Source organism: Natronolimnobius baerhuensis (assembly GCF_002177135.1).
Lineage (GTDB): Archaea > Halobacteriota > Halobacteria > Halobacteriales > Natrialbaceae > Natronolimnobius > Natronolimnobius baerhuensis.
Genome location: NZ_MWPH01000001.1, coordinates 226,661 through 247,728, shown reverse-complemented (window position 1 = coordinate 247,728; position 21,068 = coordinate 226,661). Strand labels below are relative to the sequence as shown.

Annotated in this window: 26 protein-coding genes and 2 pseudogenes; 21 read left to right on the top strand and 7 right to left on the bottom strand. The window is 62.0% G+C overall.

Features of this window, described 5'->3' with window-relative positions; all coding sequences use genetic code 11:
* Positions 1-240 precede the first annotated feature (240 nt).
* The 11 genes from B2G88_RS01235 to B2G88_RS01185 all read left to right on the top strand — a co-directional run bounded on the left by B2G88_RS01235 (position 241) and on the right by B2G88_RS01185 (position 8,301).
* Positions 241-627, top strand: a complete 387-nt coding sequence (locus tag B2G88_RS01235; protein WP_087713755.1) for a DUF5789 family protein — start codon at positions 241-243, stop codon at positions 625-627.
* Between the two features lie 123 nt (positions 628-750).
* Entirely contained in the window at positions 751-1,362 is a 612-nt protein-coding gene (locus B2G88_RS01230; RefSeq protein ID WP_054863228.1) for a translation initiation factor IF-2 subunit beta, read from the top strand.
* A gap of 116 nt (positions 1,363-1,478) precedes the next feature.
* Entirely contained in the window at positions 1,479-2,129 is a 651-nt protein-coding gene (locus tag B2G88_RS01225) for an HAD family hydrolase (RefSeq protein ID WP_054863227.1), read from the top strand.
* Positions 2,126-3,100, top strand: coding sequence for an adenosylcobinamide-phosphate synthase CbiB (cbiB, locus tag B2G88_RS01220; protein ID WP_087713754.1), 975 nt, complete (start codon positions 2,126-2,128; stop codon positions 3,098-3,100). The genes B2G88_RS01225 and cbiB overlap by 4 nt, the downstream gene beginning before the upstream one ends.
* Positions 3,097-3,945, top strand: a complete 849-nt coding sequence (gene cobS, locus B2G88_RS01215; RefSeq protein WP_087713753.1) for an adenosylcobinamide-GDP ribazoletransferase — start codon at positions 3,097-3,099, stop codon at positions 3,943-3,945. Before cbiB ends, cobS begins: the two co-directional genes overlap by 4 nt.
* A complete protein-coding gene (locus B2G88_RS01210; RefSeq protein ID WP_054863226.1) occupies positions 3,945-4,532 on the top strand; it encodes an NTP transferase domain-containing protein in 588 nt (195 codons plus the stop codon). Before cobS ends, B2G88_RS01210 begins: the two co-directional genes overlap by 1 nt.
* Positions 4,533-5,570 carry a nicotinate mononucleotide-dependent phosphoribosyltransferase CobT gene (gene cobT / locus B2G88_RS01205; protein WP_087713752.1) on the top strand — a complete coding sequence of 346 codons (1,038 nt, stop codon included), beginning with the start codon at positions 4,533-4,535 and terminating at the stop codon, positions 5,568-5,570.
* Positions 5,560-6,636: a pyridoxal phosphate-dependent aminotransferase gene (locus tag B2G88_RS01200; RefSeq protein ID WP_176393157.1), complete on the top strand. Its 1,077-nt coding sequence runs from the start codon at positions 5,560-5,562 to the stop codon at positions 6,634-6,636. Before cobT ends, B2G88_RS01200 begins: the two co-directional genes overlap by 11 nt.
* Before the next feature lie 23 nt (positions 6,637-6,659).
* A complete protein-coding gene (locus tag B2G88_RS01195; protein ID WP_054863979.1) occupies positions 6,660-7,430 on the top strand; it encodes an adenosylcobinamide amidohydrolase in 771 nt (256 codons plus the stop codon).
* Between the two features lie 56 nt (positions 7,431-7,486).
* On the top strand, positions 7,487-7,963 hold the full coding sequence (locus B2G88_RS01190; RefSeq protein ID WP_245835273.1) for a hypothetical protein: 477 nt from the start codon (positions 7,487-7,489) through the stop codon (positions 7,961-7,963).
* Between the two features lie 110 nt (positions 7,964-8,073).
* Positions 8,074-8,301 carry a hypothetical protein gene (locus B2G88_RS01185; RefSeq protein WP_054863976.1) on the top strand — a complete coding sequence of 76 codons (228 nt, stop codon included), beginning with the start codon at positions 8,074-8,076 and terminating at the stop codon, positions 8,299-8,301.
* Positions 8,302-8,320: 19 nt separating this feature from the next.
* On the opposite strand, the gene B2G88_RS01180 is transcribed toward B2G88_RS01185, so the two are convergent.
* Positions 8,321-8,521, bottom strand: a complete 201-nt coding sequence (locus B2G88_RS01180; protein WP_087713750.1) for a hypothetical protein — start codon at positions 8,519-8,521, stop codon at positions 8,321-8,323.
* A 109-nt stretch (positions 8,522-8,630) separates the two neighbouring features.
* Here B2G88_RS01180 and B2G88_RS01175 point away from each other — a divergent pair, with 109 nt between their 5' ends.
* From B2G88_RS01175 to B2G88_RS01145, 7 genes are all read left to right on the top strand, one after another.
* Positions 8,631-9,350 (top strand): fumarylacetoacetate hydrolase family protein, encoded by a 720-nt coding sequence (locus B2G88_RS01175; RefSeq protein ID WP_087713749.1) that lies wholly within the window; start codon positions 8,631-8,633, stop codon positions 9,348-9,350.
* Positions 9,351-9,431: 81 nt separating this feature from the next.
* The gene (locus tag B2G88_RS01170) at positions 9,432-9,944 is read left to right on the top strand and encodes a hypothetical protein (protein WP_054863974.1); all 513 of its coding nucleotides are present in this window, start codon (positions 9,432-9,434) and stop codon (positions 9,942-9,944) included.
* Between the two features lie 69 nt (positions 9,945-10,013).
* On the top strand, positions 10,014-10,298 hold the full coding sequence (locus tag B2G88_RS01165; RefSeq protein WP_087713748.1) for a translation initiation factor eIF-1A: 285 nt from the start codon (positions 10,014-10,016) through the stop codon (positions 10,296-10,298).
* Positions 10,299-10,741: 443 nt separating this feature from the next.
* On the top strand, positions 10,742-12,256 hold the full coding sequence (locus B2G88_RS01160; protein ID WP_054863973.1) for a phytoene desaturase family protein: 1,515 nt from the start codon (positions 10,742-10,744) through the stop codon (positions 12,254-12,256).
* 168 nt (positions 12,257-12,424) lie between these two features.
* The gene (locus tag B2G88_RS01155) at positions 12,425-13,276 is read left to right on the top strand and encodes a prenyltransferase (protein ID WP_054863977.1); all 852 of its coding nucleotides are present in this window, start codon (positions 12,425-12,427) and stop codon (positions 13,274-13,276) included.
* Positions 13,269-14,165, top strand: a complete 897-nt coding sequence (gene cruF, locus B2G88_RS01150) for a bisanhydrobacterioruberin hydratase (protein ID WP_054863972.1) — start codon at positions 13,269-13,271, stop codon at positions 14,163-14,165. Before B2G88_RS01155 ends, cruF begins: the two co-directional genes overlap by 8 nt.
* Before the next feature lie 71 nt (positions 14,166-14,236).
* Positions 14,237-14,560 carry a hypothetical protein gene (locus B2G88_RS01145; protein WP_054863971.1) on the top strand — a complete coding sequence of 108 codons (324 nt, stop codon included), beginning with the start codon at positions 14,237-14,239 and terminating at the stop codon, positions 14,558-14,560.
* Positions 14,561-14,595: 35 nt separating this feature from the next.
* Here the strand turns inward: B2G88_RS01145 and B2G88_RS01140 are convergent, their stop codons facing one another.
* The 6 genes and pseudogenes from B2G88_RS01140 to B2G88_RS01115 all read right to left on the bottom strand — a co-directional run.
* The gene (locus B2G88_RS01140; RefSeq protein WP_087713747.1) at positions 14,596-14,835 is read right to left on the bottom strand and encodes a hypothetical protein; all 240 of its coding nucleotides are present in this window, start codon (positions 14,833-14,835) and stop codon (positions 14,596-14,598) included.
* Between the two features lie 66 nt (positions 14,836-14,901).
* The gene (locus tag B2G88_RS01135; RefSeq protein WP_087713746.1) at positions 14,902-15,858 is read right to left on the bottom strand and encodes a phytoene/squalene synthase family protein; all 957 of its coding nucleotides are present in this window, start codon (positions 15,856-15,858) and stop codon (positions 14,902-14,904) included.
* A 61-nt stretch (positions 15,859-15,919) separates the two neighbouring features.
* Positions 15,920-17,554, bottom strand: a complete 1,635-nt coding sequence (locus tag B2G88_RS01130) for a bacterio-opsin activator domain-containing protein (RefSeq protein WP_054863970.1) — start codon at positions 17,552-17,554, stop codon at positions 15,920-15,922.
* Between the two features lie 84 nt (positions 17,555-17,638).
* Positions 17,639-18,118, bottom strand: a pseudogene (locus B2G88_RS01125) (ornithine cyclodeaminase family domain); the annotation flags it as partial.
* Between the two features lie 91 nt (positions 18,119-18,209).
* Positions 18,210-19,475, bottom strand: a complete 1,266-nt coding sequence (locus B2G88_RS01120; RefSeq protein WP_087713745.1) for an RNA-guided endonuclease TnpB family protein — start codon at positions 19,473-19,475, stop codon at positions 18,210-18,212.
* 166 nt (positions 19,476-19,641) lie between these two features.
* A pseudogene (locus B2G88_RS01115) lies at positions 19,642-19,935 on the bottom strand (TIGR00300 family protein); the annotation flags it as partial.
* Positions 19,936-20,080: 145 nt separating this feature from the next.
* On the opposite strand from B2G88_RS01115, the gene B2G88_RS19370 reads away from it, so the two are divergent.
* The 3 genes from B2G88_RS19370 to B2G88_RS01105 all read left to right on the top strand — a co-directional run bounded on the left by B2G88_RS19370 (position 20,081) and on the right by B2G88_RS01105 (position 20,980).
* Positions 20,081-20,242: a hypothetical protein gene (locus B2G88_RS19370; RefSeq protein WP_176393156.1), complete on the top strand. Its 162-nt coding sequence runs from the start codon at positions 20,081-20,083 to the stop codon at positions 20,240-20,242.
* Between the two features lie 48 nt (positions 20,243-20,290).
* The gene (gene msrB, locus B2G88_RS01110; protein ID WP_087713744.1) at positions 20,291-20,701 is read left to right on the top strand and encodes a peptide-methionine (R)-S-oxide reductase MsrB; all 411 of its coding nucleotides are present in this window, start codon (positions 20,291-20,293) and stop codon (positions 20,699-20,701) included.
* Between the two features lie 72 nt (positions 20,702-20,773).
* On the top strand, positions 20,774-20,980 hold the full coding sequence (locus B2G88_RS01105; RefSeq protein ID WP_054863966.1) for a DUF2196 domain-containing protein: 207 nt from the start codon (positions 20,774-20,776) through the stop codon (positions 20,978-20,980).
* Positions 20,981-21,068 lie beyond the last annotated feature (88 nt).

Sequence of the window (21,068 nt, the reverse complement as noted above, 5' to 3'; positions counted from 1 at the left end):
GCGCCACCGTTCTCCAGGGGCAGTTACCAGTTGGAACTGAGCGCACATAAATCATCGTTGACGAGTGTGCAAGCCCCCCATATGCCCACTGCCATATCCTGTCTGGACACTGTCATCCCGTCCGAAATGCCGGTATAGGATTCGTCTGAGTAAGTGATTGGAGTCCGATATTTACGCTGAGAGGCCCACCACGCAAACGCCAGCCAACGCCTTTGTGATTGGCTCCTGAAAGCACCAGCCATGAGCGACGATGGCCCCTCTCGAGACCGCGCACAGGACCGTGCGACGGAGCGCAAATCCCAGCGGGCAGACACTACCGAATCGATCCTCGAGGATGTCGAACGACATCTGGGCGACCTCGAGTATCCGACCACGAGCGAGGAAATTGCGGCGGAGTACGGCAGCGAGCCACTCGATATGCCAAACGAGACGGAGTCGCTGGGGAGCGTCTTCGACCGGTTAGCGGGGGAACAGTACGATAGCCCTGAGGAGGTCCGCGAGGCAGTGTACGGAGAGATTACAGGACAGGCCGGCACCTCGAACGAGGCGAATCCGGAACGCGACCTCTCGGCGGGAGACGAGGAGAAACAGGGATCACCGAGCGAACGCGGTGGCGACTCGCTGTGAGCCGTGACGGAGTGTAGTGCAAGCACACACAAAACCGCCGCAATAGCGGCGCTCTCGAGTGTGGACCGGTCGCGGGACCACGATAGCAGAACCGATTTACGTCAGCGTCGTTTGGTCTCGCGTATGGATTACGAATCGAGTCTCGACCGTGCGATGGAGGACGTTCCCGACATTGGGGGCGACGAACAGCGATTGCAGATCCCGGATGCCAAAGCCCAGAAAGACGGGGCGTTCACTCGGTTCCGGAACCTTGGCGAGATCGCCGACGTGCTTTCGCGTGAGGACGAGCACCTGCACCGCTTTATCCAGCGCGAGATGGGGACCAGCGGCAAACTCGAGGATGGGCGTGCCCGCTACAACGGAACGTTCTCGGATCAGGACTTCAGCATGGCCGTCGATGCCTACGTCGATGAATACGTACTCTGTTCGGAGTGTGGCCTGCCGGATACGCGTCTCGTGCGCGAGGACCGCACGCCGATGCTTCGCTGTGACGCCTGTGGTGCGTTCCGCCCGGTCACGAAACGCTCGGCAGCAAGCCAGCAGCAACAACAGGCCGACGCCGTCGAAGAGGGCAAGACGTACACGGTCGAAATTACGGGCACGGGCCGCAAAGGCGACGGTGTCGCCGAGAAAGGCGAGTACACGATCTTCGTCCCCGGCGCATCCGAAGGCGATGTCGTCGAGATTTACATCAAGAACATCTCAGGCAACCTCGCGTTCGCTCGGCAGGCCTGATCAGGCCGACCACGCAGCATCGACGGCGAACTGATTTTCATTTCGGCGCTCGAGTCGACATCATCGTCCACGAGTGAACCGCGACAGTAAAGTCCACTTGTGCTAGTCACACTGCTGTGGCAGTCTCGTTTGATCTCTTTGGAACACTGGTTCGTGTCGAGACGCCGGACGATCCGGCCACAGTCGTTGCGTCGGAACTGACAGCGCGGGATGTCGACGTCCCCGACGACTGGGCCGACGCCTACACCGAACTCCACGTCGACGCCCCCGAGCACGCCGAGGTCCCGCTACCCGCACACGTCGGACACGCACTCGCGAGTCGCGGCGTCGGCTTCGAGCACAACGCCGTGAGACGCGCCGTCGTCGCCGCGTTCGATCCTGACGTCGAGACCAGAGCCGGCGCGCTCGAGGCGGTCGCCGCCGCCCGCGAGCAGGGGCCAATCGCCATCTGCTCGAACTGCAGCGTCCCCGAACTCGTCGCTCGTACGCTCATCAGGACAGATATAGACCGCGATGCGTTCGATGCCGTCGTCACGAGCGTCGGCTGTGGCTGGCGCAAGCCCGCGCCCGAAATCTTCGAGTTGACGGCCGAGGAACTCGGCGTCTCCGTCGACGAACTGGTCCACGTCGGAGACGACCCCCAAACTGATGGCGGGATCGAAGCCGTTGGCGGAACGGCGCTGTTGCTCGAGGACCAACCACTGACAGCCGTCGTCGAACAGTTGCGAGCGGCCGACAAAGACCCGGGGGCGACAGGAGACCCGTGATACTGACGACGCTCGGGGTGATCGCACTCGCTTGCAGCCTCGACCTGCTGATCAGCGAGCCACCGAACAGCGCCCATCCGGTGGCGTGGTTTGGGCGACTGGTCGATCACCTCGAGCGTGAGTGGGGCGACACAGAGGCCGGCCAACGACTGGCAGGCGTCGCAATCGCACTGTTCGCGCCGCTCGTGCCCGCAAGCGTCGCCGCGGGCGTCGTCCTCGCGGGAACCGCCGTCCATCCGTTCGTCGGCGCAGTCGCCGCCGGCTTCGTCCTCTTTCTGACGACCAGTGTGCGCGCCCTCCTCGAGTTGACCGAAACCGTGGTCGCGGCTACCGAGGGCGACCTCGAGACGGCTCGCGAGGACGTTCGGGGACTGGTCGGGCGCGACGCGACAGCGCTGTCGCCAGCGGAAATCCGCAGTGCGGCAGTCGAAAGTGCGAGCGAAAACCTCGCGGACGGGTTCGTCGCGACGCTGCTGCCGTTTGCGCTGTTCGCACCGCTCTCGTTGCCCCTCGCCGCCGCCGCTGCAGCGTGGGTCAAAGGCGTCAACACGCTCGATTCGATGCTCGGCTACCACTCGAAACCCATCGGCACCGCGAGCGCAAGACTCGACGATTACGTCATGTGGGTTCCCGCCCGAGTGACAGCCGTGACGCTCGCGATTGGTGGAAGGGACCTATTTGCACTTCGGCGCGCTCGAGCATGGGCGCGCGAGCCACCCTCTCCGAACTCAGGGTGGCCGATGGCGACACTCGCCTGCGTGCTCTCGGTGCGTCTGCACAAGCCCGGCGTCTACGATCTGAACCCCGACGCCGACCTGCCGACGCTCGCAGACGGCGAGCGCGCGATCACCGTCGTTGGCCTCGCAGCCGTCGTCGCGGTGATCGTGGCCCTCGGGGCCGCATTCGGGACCACACTGCTCAGTTCGATGCTCGTAGAGTCAACGGCCGGAACGGTGGTGAGAGGGCGATGACAGAGCGAACGGAAACGGAGCCGAACGAAGGCGTCGAGAGGGACACAACCGGGAACGGTGAGACGGACGAGACAGCCTCGAGCGAGCCGGAAACCGGCTGGACCGGCGCGATCCGCAGCGGCGTTGGCTTTCTGACGCGACTCCCGGTTCACAATCGCGAGGGCGATTGGGCAGCGTTCCGGTCGCGGCCTGCGGTGTTTCCGCTCGCCGGACTGATCGTCGGCGCTCTCGCAGCGATTCCGTTGCTTGCGAGCGAGGTCCTTCCTGGGCCGACCGTCGCCTTCGGCTACGTGCTCGCGGTGTACGCCGTCACGGGCATTCACCACCTCGACGGCGTTGCGGATCTGGGCGACGCGCTGGTGGTCCACGGCGACCAGGAGCGACGCCGCGAGGTGCTCAAAGATACGACGACGGGCGTCGGCGCGATACTGGCGGTTGCCATCGTCGTCGTCGGACTCGCCCTCGCAGGGCTCGGCCTGGCTGGCCTCCCCGCCATCGTCGCGGTGACCATTGCAATCGGTGCCGAAGTCGGCGCAAAACTCGGGATGGCCGCGATGGCCTGCTTCGGCGAGGCGAGCCACGACGGCATGGCCAAGCAGGTCACCGACGCGGCGTCTCCCGGGCAGTTCATTCTCCCGGCGGGACTGATCCTCGGCGCTTGCGCGATCATCTGGCCACATCCGGCCGCGGTCGCCGTCTGCGGAGCGCTCGCCGGACTATGGCCCCCCTGGTACTGGGCGAACCGCACCCTCGAGGGGATCAACGGCGATGTCTTCGGCGCGGCCAACGAACTCGGCCGCGTCGTCGGCGCGCACGCGGGGGTGATCGCATGGATGCTCTTGTGATGTGTGGCGGCGACGGCACCCGCCTCGAGAGTGCCCACGAAAAGCCGCTACACCCCATTGACGGGACACCCATGATCGAACGCGTACTCGCGGCGCTCGAGGCGAGCCACATCGAGACGAGCTACGCTGCCGTCTCGCCGAACGCACCGGAAACCCGGACCCACCTCGAGTCCATCGCGGACGGCAGCGATGTGAGCATCCACTCACTCGAGACGCCCGGTGACGGCTACGTATCCGACCTTCTGGCGCTGCTCGAGCGCGACGAGATCGAACCGCCAGTACTGACCGTCGCCGCGGACCTGCCCTTGCTCGAGGGGGCGAGTATCGACCGCGTTCTCGAGTCGCATGCGTGCAAGTCGCGCGAGCGCTCGCTGACCGTCTGCGTGCCCGTTGCGCTCAAGCACCGACTCGGCGTGAGTGTTGAGACGCGACTCGAAGAGGCACCCCACCTCGCGCCGACGGGACTCAACGTCGTGGGCGCTGGCGAGCGGACCGACATTCTGCGCAGTTACGACCCGCGAGTAGCCATAAACGTGAACCGACGCGAAGACAGCCACCGTGCGACCGACCTCCTGAAAGACACCTAAATGACGCGCGTACTCCTCGCCGCTGGAACGACCGAAACGGCACTGATCGACGGCATTAGCGCTGCTGGCGCGACGCCGGAGCTGATGAACCACACGCCCGCCGCAGATGCGGAGATCCTCGCCTACGGCGAGCCAACGGGCGCACCCGTGACGCCGGTGAGTCCGACCGGCTGTCCGACGCCCGCAGCGATCAGCCGCGCGGTGCGGGAGGTCGTTGGCTTCGATCTGACGGTCGTCGACGCCGGCCTCGCCCGGCCAACGATGGCACCGACAGTCGCGTTCGGGACGGAGCCCGGAGCAGACGTTCGCGCCGAAGAGGCCGTTCCTGATGCAGCAACGATTTTCGACCGCGCGTACGAGTACGGCGCGAGCCTCCCTGACGACGAACTCCTAATCGGCGAGACGATTCCCGGCGGGACGACGACCGCACTCGGCGTTCTCACCGCACTCGGGTCGCCCGGTGGCGTCTCCTCGTCGCTCCCCGACAATCCCCTCGAGCAAAAGCACCGAGTCGTCGAAACCGGCCTCGAGCGAAGCGGCCTCGAGTCCGGCGACTGTGCGGACGAGCCACTCGCGGCAATCCGCGCCGTTGGCGACCCAGTACAGGCAACCGTTGCGGGTATCTCGGCCGGCGCGCTCGAGTCGGGAATCGACGTCACGCTCGCTGGCGGGACACAGATGATCGCTGTTGTGGCCCTGCTGCGCCGGTTAGGGGTCGACGCGCCCGTCTCGGTCGCCACGACGTCGTTCGTCGCCACCGAGCAGGGGGACACACTCGAGGACGTGTGCACCCGCCTCGAGTGTGACCTGACGGTGACTGACCCCGGCTTCGACGCCCGCGATCACGTCTCGATGGAGCGCTACTGCGCCGGCGAAGCGAAAGAGGGCGTCGCGATGGGTGGGGCGCTCTCGCTCGTTCCAGACGGACGACTCGAGGCGGTTCTCGACCGGATCGAACTCGTCTGTGACCGACTCGGTGTCGACGGTCCCGACGGGAGCGAAGAGGCAGTCACGCCGGAGGATGACCATGGACCCTGAGTCGATTCGAACGGGCGAGCGCGTCCCCCACGGCGGCGACCCCGATCAATCACTGCTCGATTTCTCTGCGAACACGAACCCGCGAACGCCCGACGGGGTCGAGTCGGTGTACGCCGAGGCGCTCGAGGCTTCGCGGCGCTACCCTGACGACAGCTACGCGGACTTTCGAGACGCAGCGGCCGCGTTCGTCGGCTGTGAGCCTGCCCAGATTATCCCGACGCCGGGCGGGCTGGCTGCGATCAGGCTGGCGATGGAACTCGCACTCGAACCCGGCGACGACGCGCTGGTTCCAGCGCCCAGTTTCGGCGAGTATGCTCGCGAGGTCCACCTGCAGGGCGCGACGCCGCAGTATATCGACGCGGATAGCCTGCTCGAGGTAGAGACGAGTCTCCTCGAGTCCTGTGCACTCGCGGTCGTCTGCACGCCGAACAATCCCACGGGAGCGGCCGCCGAGCCGGACGCGCTGGCTGCGTTCGCTGCTCGTTGTGGCGACGCCGAGACGACGCTGCTGGTCGACGAGGCGTTTCTCGGCTATACTGACCTGCCGTCGGCGGCCCAACTCGAGCACGACCACGTCATCGTCGCCCGCTCGCTGACCAAACTGTTCGGTCTGCCGGGACTGCGAGCCGGCTTCGCCGTCGCACGGGGGGACCGACGCGACGACCTCGAGATTGCGCGTCGAGCCTGGTCGCTGGGAACGCCGGCCGCACGGCTCGGCGCGTACTGCTTGCGCCAGAACGCGTTCGTTCGTGAGACGCGCGAGCGCGTCACCAGCGAGCGCGCTCGAGTACGCGAGGCTCTCGAGACCGAGTGCGGGTTCGACGTACACCCGTCTGAGGCTCCGTATCTCCTCTGTGACGTCGGCGAGCGCTCGGTGACAGAGATCCTCGCGTCTGCGCGCGATACAGGCGTCGTCGTCCGAGATGCAACGACCTTCCGCGGCCTCGAGTCGCACATCCGGGTTGCGATCAAAGACCGCGAGGCGAACGACCAACTACTCGCTGCTCTCGAGACTGCGATGGACGTCTCGGGTGGGACAAGTAACTCGAGCGGAGGGGCGGACTGATGGACGACTGCGACACCGATTCGATGGAAGCGCCCGCGTATCCCGCAGTCCACCGGGACGGCGTGCTCTGTGTCCGGCGACCCGACACCGAGTGGCTCTCGACCGGCTGGAACGGTGGCCGCCGCCAGGCTGAGTGCGCGTACAACATTTCCGTCCCGGAACACTGGTCCCGGACCGACCTCGAGACCTACACGACCGAGCGCCTCGAGCAGGCTGGGTTTAACGACGCTGATCGTGAGCGTCCGGTTCTGCTAACCGGTGTCGACATCGCGGACGCTCGAGGCGCACAGTATGGCTCCGTCACGGTCTACGCAACCGCCGGAATTTCGAACCCGGCAGCGCTGCCGATGGATCCTGACGAGGGACAGTCTGGCTCGGACTCGAGCGACGACGCGCTGACTCGGCCCGGAACCGGCACTGTCAACCTCATCGTTGGGACGACGCGTGCGCTTGCGCCGGGTGCGCTAGCGAACCTGATTGCCGTGGCAGCGGAGGCGAAAGCGGCGACATTACTCGCCGAGACGGGCTTTCCGGGGACCACGACGGATGCTATCGTCGTCGGCCACGATCCCAGCGGCGAGTCGGTGCCCTTCTCGGGGACCGGCACCGAGGTTGGTGCCACAACGCGTGCCTGTGTCCGCGAGGCCGTTCGAGCCTCACTGCAGGCACACTACGCCGACCGGACGGAACAGGTACCCGCCTCAGTCGGTGAGGCAACACACGGCGTCTCGACGAGCGAGCAGGCGACTGTGTTTCGGCCGAGAGACGCCACCACGAACGCCGGCGACGTGTGATAACAGCGAACGACGAGAACAGACCATCTAAACGTCCTCGAGCGTAACAGAGACCAATGGGGGATCACGAGACAGCGCCCGAGGACGAGTTCGATAGCAAGTCCAGGTCTGAACCCGAGACACAGCCAGATCCGTCGGCGATCCGCTCGCTTGCCGTCTCACCCGATGACGTCGTCAACGCCTACATCTATACGCAAGAAAACCCCGGTGAGGCCGTCCTTCGGGTCACACCCCCGTTTCACGGCCGAATGCGAGCGCGCCTCCACGTCTACCGCGTCGACGACACCCACATGACCGGCGCACTCCACATCCGGCCCGCCGAACTCATCGCAGACGACGTCGTCGACGCATACCCACGACTCGAGGACACTGTCGAGACCTCGGTGGATGAGACAGACACCGAACGCCTCAGAGAGCGCCACGCCGACTCACACGAGCAGTGGCGCGAAAGCGCAATGACAGCGATTGTCGAGACCATCACGCTCGAGACACCGGCCGGTCCACAGCAGGTCTCAATCAAACGCCTCGGCTAAGGCTTGTTGTCCTCGCATCGGAAATTCTCCGGCAGCACGCGATTTACCGTCTACTTTCACTTTCACTGCGGACGGATCGGTTTGACATGCAAACAGTCTAATGACCCAGTATGACACTGATCGTCGACGCAACGACCGACCCCACGATGACGGCCGCCTCGAGCGAGGACGACACCGGTTCGGACGCACCAGACGCGAGCGCCCAGGAGCGACGCCGAATCGACGTGACTGACATGCCGGCCGACGACATCGCGGGATTCGTCGAGGAAAACGTCGACACGCGACGCGTCTCACTCGAGAGCTGTGGTGCACAGACGTATCTCGTCCTCGAGGAGTAAACACGGGTCAACGCGCAACTCACCGAAGCCGTCGGTACGCACGCAACGCGAGCGAGACTGCCGTCCCGAAGCCAGGGACTCTCGAGGAAACGACGGCTGCACCGAGCAAGAGCGCGCCGCTCTTTCGTCGTCCCTTCAGCAGTTCCATTCCGGCGTCGATGAGTGTCGTGACGACGCCCGCATTCTTGAGCAGGGTTGCTCGATCAGTCGTAGTTGCCATGGTCGGTGTACAGTCGGCAGGAAAAAACACGACACGGTTGCATATGCACCGGTCGTCGGTCTCTCGCCGGGACCGACACCACTAATCCCCCGGCCGCCCCACCGCAGGTATGCGAGTCGCGAGAATCGCGACGGCCGACGGACCGGTGACTGGACGATACGAAGACGGCGTCGTCCACAGCAACGACGAGACGTACGTCGTCGGCGAAGACGGCGACCTTCTAGCTCCCTGTGAGCCATCAGCGCTGTACTGCGTCGGGCGCAACTTCGCCGAGACCCTCGAGCAAATGGAATATGAGCGGCCCAAGGAACCCGACTTCTTCATCAAGCCACCTGTTTCAGTGCTGGCCCACGAAGAGTCGATTCCGTATCCGGAATTTACGACCGAACTCACATACGCAGGTGAACTCGCCGCGGTCATCGACGAAGAGTGCCACGACGTAGCCGAGGAGGAGGTTCCCGACGTCGTTCGCGGCTACACGATTTTGAACGATGTCGACGCACTCGACCAGCAGGGCCGCACCGCACGGAAGGCCTTCGACGGCTCGGGGCCACTGGGGCCGTGGCTCGAGACGGACCTTGATCCGCGGGGCATCGATATGCACACGGATGTCGCGGGCGAGCGCCGCCAAGAGGCAAATACGGAGTTGATGCTGTTCGATCCGTACGAGATCGTCTCGTATCTCTCCCGGCGGTTTACGTTCCAACCGGGTGACGTGGTCGCCTTCGGCAGCCCCGCGAATCCCGGGCTGGTCGAACCGGACGATACCGTCGAGATTACGTACGACGGCGTCGGGACGCTGCGAAATACAGTCGCCTCGAGTGAGTGAGCAACGAGTCCTGTCTGCTCGCTGGTTCGACCAACAGGCCAGGAAGAAAGGCACTTCCGCACGCGCTCCCTCCCCTCGCTCGTGAGCACCGAGACCCCGCGTCGCGTCGAAGTCTACCCCGACCGCGAGGTTATCGTCGAGTTCGATCCCGATCTGACGTTCGAGTGCGTCGAAGACTGTACGTGGTGTTGTCACCACGGCGTCTTGCTCTACGACCGGGATCTCCTCGAGTTAGCCCAGCGGGCGAACCTCGCGGAGACGACGACCGAGTTTCGCGGCGAGAAGTTCGTCACGCGCGAGGAGAAAGGGCGCGAAGAGCACGTCGCCGAGGACGGCTGTGCCTGTGCCTTTCTCCGAGAGGACGGCCTCTGTACGCTCCACCTCGAGGAAGACTGGAAACCCACACGCTGTTCGGTGTTTCCCCTCGGTGTCTGGCTCGAGGATGGCGACCTCCACGTCGATATTCGCGACTCAGCCCACGAGCACTGTGAGGGGTTAAACGTCAGCGAACGCAGCGTGATCGACAATCTCGAGGCATTCTTACCGGAGATTCTCTGGGACCTCGAGAATCCGGATTCGGATCGGGAGCTGTGAGTGATAATCCAAGAGTCATGTTACCACGGCTCTCCAATCTTTTAAACGTCTTCCGTTCGTAGGGCAAGTGTGACAGAAGAATCCGGGCGTCGGAATCTCCGTATGCCCAACAACGATGAAGTGTTCGCCGTCGTCACCGAGCATCTCGGTGGAAACCACGTCCAACTTCGCTGTGCAGACGGCGAAGAGCGTCTCGGACGCATTCCGGGACGAATGAAATATCGGACCTGGATCGAGCAAGACGACATCGTCGTCGCCGAGCCCTGGGACTGGCAGGACGAGAAAGCGACGATTGAATGGCGATACACCAGTCAGGACGCAGACCAGCTCCGTCGCGAAGGCCATATCGACTGATTTCTACTCGCGGATACCGCTGTGCGCTTAGTCCCCAGTTGGGGCCGAGCGATAGTGCTCGAGAGATATCTCACCAGCGACCTACAGCGAAACGACATCGCATCAGGACGACCTATTCTCGCTACTGATAGCCACGCTGGGTCTGGTACATCAGTTCCCACAGCGTCTCCTCAATGGACTCATCGGTCTGTTCCTCGAGTTTTGCGTACAGGTTGTCGGAGACGGTAACGTCCGGCATCATGTGGGTGTATACCAGGATCAGGTATAAAAGTACGCAGATACGGAACCGAGTTAATTATACTGATGACAGTCACCGAATCGGAGCGGTGACGGCCAGATGCAGGCAGAACGGCTACCCAATTCTCGAGTACTGGCGCTGTCTCAACGGAAATCCAACATAGTATGGTATAGGCTTTTCACTGCGGCGACAGTCACGAATACCTATGCAAGCGCTGACCGATGAGTCCGTTGTCGTTATTGGAGGTGGTGTCGGGGGCCTCTCGAGTGCGTGTTATCTCGCTGATACCGGCGCTGACGTCCACGTCATCGAGAAAAACGAGCAACTCGGTGGCCGGGCGAGTCGACTCGAGCGCGATGGCTTTCGGTTCGATATGGGGCCATCGTGGTACCTGATGCCTGATGTCTTCGAGCGATTTTTCGGTGCCTTTGACCGGACACCGTCGGAGTACTACGAACTGACGCATCTCGATCCGCACTATCGTATTTTCTTCAAAGATGACGATCAAGTCGACATCACGCCCGACCTCGAGCGGACGAAGGAACTGTTCGAGGAGTACGAAGAGGGCGCAGGCGAGCAATTAGAGCGCTACCTCGAGAAGTCACGCGAGAACTATGAGGTGGGGATGGAGCATTTCGTTTACGAGGATCGCACACGGCTGCGGGATTTCGTCGACCTCGATGTGGCACGACAGGCACGCGGGCTCTCGTTGCTCGGATCGATGCAGGGCCACGTCGAGAACTACTTCGACCATCCAAAGCTCCAGCAGATCATGCAGTACACGCTGGTCTTTCTCGGCGGGTCGCCGTCGAACACGCCCGCGCTGTACAATCTGATGAGCCACGTCGATTTCAACCTCGGTGTCTGGTATCCCGAGGGTGGGATCGGCGCTGTCATCGACGCCATCGTCGAACTGGGCACCGAACTCGGCGTCACCTACGATACAGACCGACCGGCAACCGCGATCAAAGGCCGCGAAGGAGCGTTCCTCGTCGAAACTCCGGATGGCCCGCTCCGACCTGATCTCGTGGTCAGCAACACCGACTACGCCCACACCGAACAGGACCTGCTCCCCGCGGAGCAACGAGGCTACGACGCCGACTACTGGGACGCACGAACCTACGCCCCCTCCGCGTTCTTGCTCTATCTCGGCGTCGAAGGCGACCTCGAGGAGTTGGCCCACCACACCCTCGTGTTGCCAACGGAGTGGGACGAGCACTTCGAGCAGATTTTCGACGACCCGGCCTGGCCTGATGATCCCGCGTACTACTGCTGCGTGCCCTCGGAAACCGACGACACCGTCGCACCCGAGGGCCACAGTGCCCTGTTCGTTCTCGTGCCGGTTGCACCCGGACTCGACGATACACCCGAGATTCGCCAGAACTACCGCGACGAAGTCCTCGACGATATCGCGGCCAACACTGGAACGGATATTCGCGACCGGATCGTCCTCGAGGAGCAATTCTCGGTCGACGATTTCGCCTCACGGTACAACAGCTACGACGGGACGGCACTCGGACTTGCTCACACCCTCCGACAGACGGCGCTGTTTCGGCCGCCCCATCGCTCGAAAGAGGTCGACGGACTCTACTTCGTCGGCGGGGATACGACGCCCGGCATCGGCGTCCCGATGTGTCTCATCAGCGGCGAACTGACCGCTGAATCGGTCTGTGAAGACTATGGCCACCAGACAGCACAGCCACAGTCAGAACGGAAGTGAGCCGCCAGTGGTTCATCGATACCGGACGGGGACGAGCGTCATCGCGGGCAGGGACAGACTCGAGTCTCGAGCATCGCAACAGTACTGGACTCGAGAGGGGAAGAGATGACGCGGGAGACGGACACAAAGTCATCGAACGGATCGAATGACTCGAAAACGGGACCAGCGATGACAGAGGACGGGATCGGTGCGCAACTGTCGTATCTCGTGGCGCTCTCGAGGCCGCGCTTTTGGCTCTACCTCGCGGGGCCGGTGCTGGTCGGGGTCGCCTACGGGGCGGAGTCACAGGCCGAACTGATCGCGCCCGCAGCGGTCGTGCTGTTCGCGTACTTCCTGCTGCCGGCGAACGTGTTTCTGTACGGGATCAACGACATCTACGACCGCGAGATCGACGCCGCAAATCCGAAGAAAGACGAAAAAGAGAGTCGCTATCGCGGGCAACGAGTTGTCCCGATTCTCGTCGGAATCTGCGGGGCGCTCCCGTTGCTGTTCGCACCACTGGTGCCGACAGCCGCCTGGCCCTGGCTCGCCGCATTTGTCGTCCTCGGGGCCGCCTACAGCGCGCCGCCGGTACGGTTCAAGACGACGCCTGTGCTCGATTCGGTCTCGAACGGCCTGTACATCGTCCCCGGTGCGGCGGCGTACGCTGCCGTCGCCGGCGTCCAGCCGCCCGTCCTCGCCGTTGTCGGCGGCTGGCTCTGGGCGATGGGAATGCACACGTTTTCGGCGATTCCCGACATCGAACCTGACCGTGAAACGGGTATTCGGACCACGGCGACCGTGTTGGGAGCGCAACGGACCTACGCCTACTGCGGGGCCTGCTGGCTCGCGAGCGCACTCGCCTTTGGTGCACTCGACGTGCGACTGGGCGCAGTCATGCTCGTCTACCCCGTCCTCGTGGGGGCAATTGCCACCGCGAGCGTCAACGTCGACCACGCGTACTGGTGGTTCCCGGCGATCAACACCGTCGTCGGCGCAGTGCTAACGATGGGCGGACTCTGGAGGCTGCTCTATGGATAACACGAACACTCGAGGAAGCGAACGCGACGAGTACGACCACGACGACCAAGCCGGTACGCGAGAAAGCGTTCAACACCGCCTCGAGCAGATCATCCAAGAGAATCGGTTCACGATTGCGGTTGTCTTTCCGTTTATCGGCGCGGTGACGCTCGTCGCGAGCGCGGAGGGCTGGCTCACGGGGCCACTGGCGTACAATCCGTTGTTCATCCTCTTTGGAACAGCAGTCATGCGCTCGCCACTGCTGGTCGGCCTCCTCCCGCGAATCGGCTGGTGGGCGCTTGGCTGTCTCGGTGTGTTGACGATCTATACGTACGCAATCGAGATGATCGGCGTTCGGACGGACTGGCCCTACGGCGCGTTCGAGTACACGATCCAGTTGGGGCCGATGCTCTTCGGTGAGGTGCCGATAGCGCTCCCGCTGTTTTTCATCCCGCTCGTGTTGAACGCCTACCTGCTGACGCTGCTGGTACTTGGCGACTGGCGTGAGCGGTTGTTTGTCCGGGTGCCGGTCGCCATCGCCGCCGTCGTCGCCGTCGATGTCGTCCTCGACCCTGCTGCCGTCGCCATCGGCTTTTGGGCGTTCGAGTCGGGCGGGTTCTACGGCGTGCCGCTCTCGAACTATTTCGGCTGGATCATCTCCGGCACCGTCGCCATCCTCCTCGTCGACCTGGCTTTCGACCGCGAGGCGTTGCTCGAGCGCGTCGACGACTGCGTGTTCATCCTCGACGATTTGGTGAGTTTTGTGTTACTGTGGGGAGCGATCAACCTCCTCTATGGCAACTGGATCGCAGCGGGCGTCGCCGGGCTGTTCTGTCTCGGCCTGTTTAGTACGGATCGGTACGACTGGGAGATGGTTCGAACCGCGATTCCATCAACAAATATGCGTTAGAATTTCCTCTGAAGATGCATTTTGGCTAAATTCGAACAAGATTTTTATGCAAGGACAGTATTATCTCGATTATGTCCGAAATTGGAACCACGATCTTGGCGCTTGGATTGATCGGCGCGATCATCGTCCTGCCGCCGACGACAGCGGTGTACTACAACGCCCGCCGCAAGCGCCTCTCCACGGCGCTCCACTGGGCCGTGGCGATGGGGCTCAGTACCTGCCTCGCGGTCGTGGCGTTCGGACTCGAGTTCTACCTTGGTCTGGCTGGACCGCTGATCGTCGGTAGCCTGTACCTCTATCGAACGCGGTCAGTCGAACGTCCCCGGTCCCGCGAAGAGCGAGCGAACGAGAAACACGACGGGGACTACGAACACAAACACAGCTGGTATCGCTAATATAGTAACAACTGCGAAACAAAATTGCCGGTCGCTTAGACGACCACCGCTGAAATCGCATCGCCGGTCAGCATGAGTATCCCCACGGCAGCAAGCGTCAACATCAGCCAGATGCCGAGGGTGATCGCTGCTGTTCGCGCTAATTCCTGATCGCTCGCTTCAACCTCGAGCAGGTCGCTCGCCGAATCCGCTGGTGACGACTGTGTCTCCGAGACGGTAGTCGAACGATGCTGGGTACGTGCCTGTGAAGAACGTGTCTGTGTCTGACTGCTCATACCACTGTGTTCGAACGAATCGGATACGAACGGATGGCCACGATATCTGGGGCCTTCATAAGCGAGTTACTGCGTCGGGATGCTGTCACCGTGGCCGGGGCTGCGGCCGTGAGGGTCGGGGTCGACGGTTGGAATCGCAGACACACGGTGAAACACCGCTTCAGGGTCACGATTCCAGTGCCAGTGCCAGCGCGTCTTCGCCAGACACCACAGTTTTCGCGTCGTCGACAACGATGGGCCAGCGGAGAGTACGTCGTACTCCTGATTACGGATCAGTGCGTGATGTTCAGCGTAGAGCACGGCCGACAGCAACACTGGCAACTGGCAGTCCTCGGGCAGATAGCGGATACCGGCAACGCCCTCTCGGTACAGGTCCTCAGCGCGCTGGAGTTCGTGTGCCATCGCCGCTCCAAACTCCTCAGAGTACTCGAGGCGTTCAATTTCTTCCTCGCTGACGTCGTATCTCTCGAGCGTCTCTTCGGGGAGATAGATCCGGTCGCGGTCGAGGATGTCCTCGCGAACGTCTCGCAGGAAGTTCGTTAACTGGAACGCTTCGCCGAGTTTGATTGCGTGTGGAAGCGCTGCATCTTCCATCTCAGGTTCCATGATCGCCGTCATCATCACACCGACGGCGGCCGCTGAGCCACGCATATAGGCCTCGAGGTCGGCGTAGGTTTCGTACCGACTCGTTTCGATATCGGTCGCCATGGCGTCGATGAACTCGTTGACTTCCTCGTCGGCGATGCCGTACTGCTCGCGCAGTTCGACGAACGCCTCGAGAACTGGATCGTCAGGCTCGGTTTCGCCGAGTGCCTGCGCTCGCAGCGCCTCGAGTTCAGCACGTTGCTGTTCGGGCGAAATGTCGCCGGGGTCGTCGACAACCTCGTCCGCGATTCGGAAAAACGCATACAGCACGTGTGTTGCGTGTCGGACACGCTCTGGAAGGAATTTGGTGGCGAGATAAAACGTCTTTCCGGTGCGGCGCTGGATCGCCTTTCCGGCATCAATCTGATCCTGTTGCATTGGTGAAGTAATCCGGTCGCGCCGGCTGGTGTCTCTCGTACAACAGGTGTCTATAAAATAGCTAGCCCTCACTAGTGGGGTCAGCGGCAAACAGTTCCTCAAGCAGTTTTCGCTGTGCAGCGCGGAGGTGCTGGTGGAACGTCGATCTGGAGACGCCCATCGACGCCGCAAGTTCCTCGCCCGACACGTCGCGGGGCCACTCGAAGTAATCGGCGTAATAGGCCTTCTGAAGGGCCATTTGCTGGCGGTCAGTCAGTCGCTCATCGAGTTGTGCACTCACGTCTCGTGGCGTCTTGGCCGGCCGATTGCTCTCCTGATAGCTGAGTAGTTCCACTCGGTCGTAGCGCTCCGTGATCATGTTATACGTTGCCCGGGCGGACTGTCCGTTTGGCAACTCGAGTGTGAGGTCCGCGACGCGGCCATCGACGTCGAATCGCTGGATAACCGCGCCGTGGGTGGCAAGTGCTGGGACCAGCCCATCTACCAGTGCTAACTCGAGTAACAACCCATCGTCGTACTCGGTGACGACGGTTACCTGTTCGACGCCCTCGATATTGGTCGCAACATCGACAGCGCCGTCGATTTCGTCGACGTGGAAGAAGGCCAGCGGTGTCCCGCTCTCGTCGTAGGTTAGCCCCCGATAGGTGATCATCGCCTCGAGCGTGTCTGCGAGAGACGTCACGAACAACGATGGGTCCTCGATTGCCACCTCGAGTTCGACGACGGTTTCGGTTGTCAGCATCTGTTGTGTCTCGATAGCGTTGAGTGCAGTCGACACCGTGCCGGCAAGCGATTCGAGGACTGGCAGTTCCCGACCGTCGAAGACGCCCGATTCAGCAGCAAAGAGCACGAGGACGCCATAGGTGACGTCACCGTACTCGAGTGGAATCGCCGCGACCGACTGGACGTGCTCGCCAGCGCAGGTGGGCCACCAGCGATCAGCAGCCTCGAACGACTCGAGGTCCTGAATCACGTGAGAGTCGCCCGCCTCGAGCGCCTGGACGGCTGGATGCGAGCGATCATCCTCGGACTCGAGGACGAGTTCGTCATCCTCGAGTGGGATGTCGTCGTGGCCGGCCCACGTCTGCGGTGTAATTCGCTGTGTCGCGACGTCGACGCGGCCGATCCAGGCGAGAACGTACGGCTCGGTGTCGACGAGTCGCTGACAGACCTGCCGTTCGATCTCATCACGAGTGCCCGCACCGACGGCAGCGTCCGTGACGTCGCGAACGAGGCCGTCGACACGGTGTAAGACGTGCTCGAGTGCGCGGTGTTCTTCGCGGACCTGTTCGGCTGAGGCTTCGGCAGCGATTTCGGCGAGTTTTCGGTCGGTGATATCAAGGTGGATGACCGAGACGCGCATCTCCCCATCAGCGCTGAACCGACTCGCACGCATCAAGAACCATCGCTTTTGCTGGGGCGAATGACAGGGGTATTCCATCGAGAACGTCTCGCGGTCGCCGGCAAGGATGGCTTCGATTCCCTCGACTGCTCGAGCGGCGTGATCGTCGTCGTCACGGTCCATCGCTGCGGTTGCGACGTAGTTGACGCCGACGTGATCAGTCGACAGTTCGTCCCCCTCGAACGCCCGCCAGGACTCGTTGGTAAGGAGAATCTCCCCGTCATCATCGAGAACGGCGACGGTGATCGGGAGTGTCTCGAGTGCGGCCGCAGCGAGTGCATCCCGGGGTGGCATTGTCGGGCCTTGGCGTTCAACCGTAATAACAAACCGGCTCTCGCCGAATTCCTCTCACTCGAGATATTCTCTCGAGATAACCAATCACTCGAGTAACTCGTCTCGGAGCATCGGCAGGAACGTTCCGATGTCGGTGACCAGTCCGATGGCCTGTGCGCTGCCGCGGTCGAGTAGCTGGGTAACGGTCGCGGGGTTGATGTCGACGCAAACGGTTTTCGTGGTCGAGGGAAGGCAGTTTCCGACGGCCACGGAGTGCAACAGCGTCGAAAGCATCAGAACGAGGTCGGCTTCCTGGGCCTGCTCGCGGATGGCGTCTTGCGCCTCGAGTGCGTCGGTGATCGTATCGGGCAACGGCCCGTCGTCGCGGATCGAACCAGCCAGGACGAACGGCACGTCATTTGTGACACACTCGTACATCACGCCTTCGTCGACAACGTCCTCGGCGACGGCTTCTGCGATTCCGCCGAGACGAACGATCTCGCTGATCGTGTAGATGTGGTGTTTGTGGCCCGTACGTGGGTGCTCTAAGCTCTCGGTGTCGACGCCCAGCGACGTGCCGTGAACCGCCTCAGGGTCAAGTGGTTCGAGACGCCGAGGCGTCTCGTCATCACGGAAGATCGAAGATCTTCCGAACGACCCCGAGGCTTCCCGTGGTTTAATCGGACACTCCCACGCGACCATCGGCTTGGTGGCCTCGAACGGTTGCGTGGGTCACGGTCGGCTGGTTCACACAGCCCGATGCCTGCCGTCGCAGTTTCCGAACAGTTGGCAACGTGTTGAGAGCAGGCACATTTCGATTCAACTTCTCCAATCCTTTCTTCGCAATATTCACTGCCGCGTTCCGGTCAGCGTGGTCTTGCCGACCACACGCTTTGCACTTAAACCGCTTCTTCCGGCGATTCGACCGAGCCATATGCTCACACTTTGAGAAGGAACACGTCTGGCTGGTGTAAGCCGGGTCGATGTTATCGTTCGGAATCCCTTCGAACGCCGCTTTGTACGCGACGAACGAACGGAGTTTGTGAAACGGCAACGAGTGCAATCGACGATTCATCCGAGTGCCGTAATCAATCGAATCTCGCATGTGCTTGAGGTCTTCAAACACAACGAGCGGCGACTCGAATTGCTGAACCCACTCCACAATTCGCCGGGAGACTTGGTGGAGTTGATCGTGAACGTACCGTTCTTCCTTGTCCTCGAACACGCGGTCGAACGCTGTCTGACCAGCGTTTTGCATTCGCTTTCGCATCGTGAAGTACCGATGACGCTCTTGCTTGATTTCAGGGTAGTCGATGACCACCGAATCATCAATGTCGTCTTCGCGGAGTGCAGCGAGTGCTACACAGTCCTCGTTGATGTCCACACCAACGACGGTCTGAGCGTCCGTTTTGTCCTGAACAGTGGCTTCGAGGTGAGTAACGTTGACGTGGAGTTCGTAGTTGCCGTTGCGCTTCATCGCTTCGGCGGTTCCTACTTTCCATTCGTCACTTTTGAGGGCTTGTTCGAGAAGTTCGAGGTTGTCTGGTGCGCCACGAAGTGTGCCTTTCACCGGATTGTACGGCTTGGCACTAACCCGGTAGTGTATCTCGCCGTCTTCGAGGGAGAGGTTGTAGCCTTCGGTGAAGTTCATTCGCAACGGGTACGCCCCCGCTTTCTCGTGACTGGGGGTGTTGTACTCGTCGCGGTCGTAGGACTGCTGAAGTGCATCAAGTGCCTTGGCGACGATGCGTTGCGTAGTGTTCTTCACGAGGTCGGCGTCGTCTTCGAGACGCGGTGAGATGTCGTCCCAGTCCATCCCGTCTTTCGCTAATCGGATGGTCCGGTTGTACACCCATCGGGCTTCGTGGTACGCCTCGGAAAGAAGTCGCTCGTTATCGGATTGCAGTTGGAAGACGAGTGTCTTCGTGAGCGACTTTTCCATATCCTAATCGACGGACTTGGGTGTTGTAAAGGTATGGATTAGCGTTGATAGGTTAGGCGTTGTCGGCTTCACCCTCGGGGTCAAGTGGTTCGAGACGCAAAGCGTCTCGTCATCACGGAAATCTCCGATTTCCGTACGACCCCGAGGCACTCGCCTTAAACCACCTGTAGAACTCGACCGGCACGACCCCGTTTTCGGGCGCAGCCTCGAGCGTGGCATCCCGGGGATCAGCCACGGTCGCGCCCTGCTGGTTGAGTTCGTGCAAAATTGCCCGCAGGTCCGACTCAGTCTCGGCCAGCACCCGCATCCGACAGTAGGTCTCTTCGTGCGTGTGGCGGCCAACCTCGAACGCCTCGACCTCGAATTCTCCGCCCATGTCCATCACGGCGCCGAAGCAGTGGCCCATCGTCCCCGAGTCGATGATGTGACCCTCGAGTTCGACGGTACGCGCAACTGTCATTGGTGGTCGTTAGCGTCCGAGAGCCGTGAATGTGTGCGTTGGGTACCAGCACGCAAAGTATCGAGTTTGTTGATACGTACATAGAGAGAACAGTCAACGTTGCACTGAACGAACCTATATGCGACTCAATAGCATACAGTCACGCATGGCCAGCAACACAGCCACCACGAATTATTCACGGTGTCGCAACTGCGGGTTCGAAGCACCCGGCGGAGACGACCAGTGGATTCGCCTCGAGGTGCCAAAGCTCGGCCGGATGACCCAGTGTCCGAAGTGTGAGAGTACGGACGTAATGACACACAGATAAGCCAGTCGGCGCGGACAGATTCTTTGCCGTCACGGCCATACTGGTAGTATGGAACACCGAGGCGACGCCGACGACCGTCCAACGGACGACGCGGAGTGGCGCGAACAACTCAGCGACGAGGAGTATCGCATCCTTCGCGAAGCCGGCACGGAGGCCCCGTTCAGCGGCGAGTACGTCGACCACAAAGACGACGGTAGCTACGCCTGTGCCGGCTGCGGGGCCGAACTGTTCGACTCCGAAACCAAGTTCGACTCCGGGTGTGGCTGGCCGAGTTTCTACGACACCGACGACGAACGCGTCGAAACGCGGACCGACACCAGCCACGGCATGCGCCGCACCGAAGTGCTGTGTGCCGAGTGTGGCGGCCACCTCGGGCACGTCTTCGAGGACGGCCCCGAGCCGACCGGCAAACGCTACTGTATCAATAGCGTCGCCCTCGAGTTCGAAGACGACGAGTAACGGCGTCACAAGACCGGTCAACGCGAGTGCAGGCACGAGCTTTTTTGACGCCACTGGCTCACACGCACCTGTATGTCGAACGAACGCCCCACCGCTGACGAACTCCGCCACGGTATCACCGTCGAACTCGTCCAGGGCGATCAGGACGTCCAGTCCGAAGACCGTGAGCCGATTATCGGTGAGATTGGAACGGTCTACGAGGACGACCCGGCAGGCCCCAAAGTCGAACTGAAAAACGGCGCAGTCGGCCACGTCCAGTCGGTCGTCCACGACAAATAGGACCGAACTCGAGTGCTCGAGCGCCCGCACTCACTGCCACCACTGCGGCGCCGGCCAAACGGACTTGTATCCCCCCGTTGAGACCACC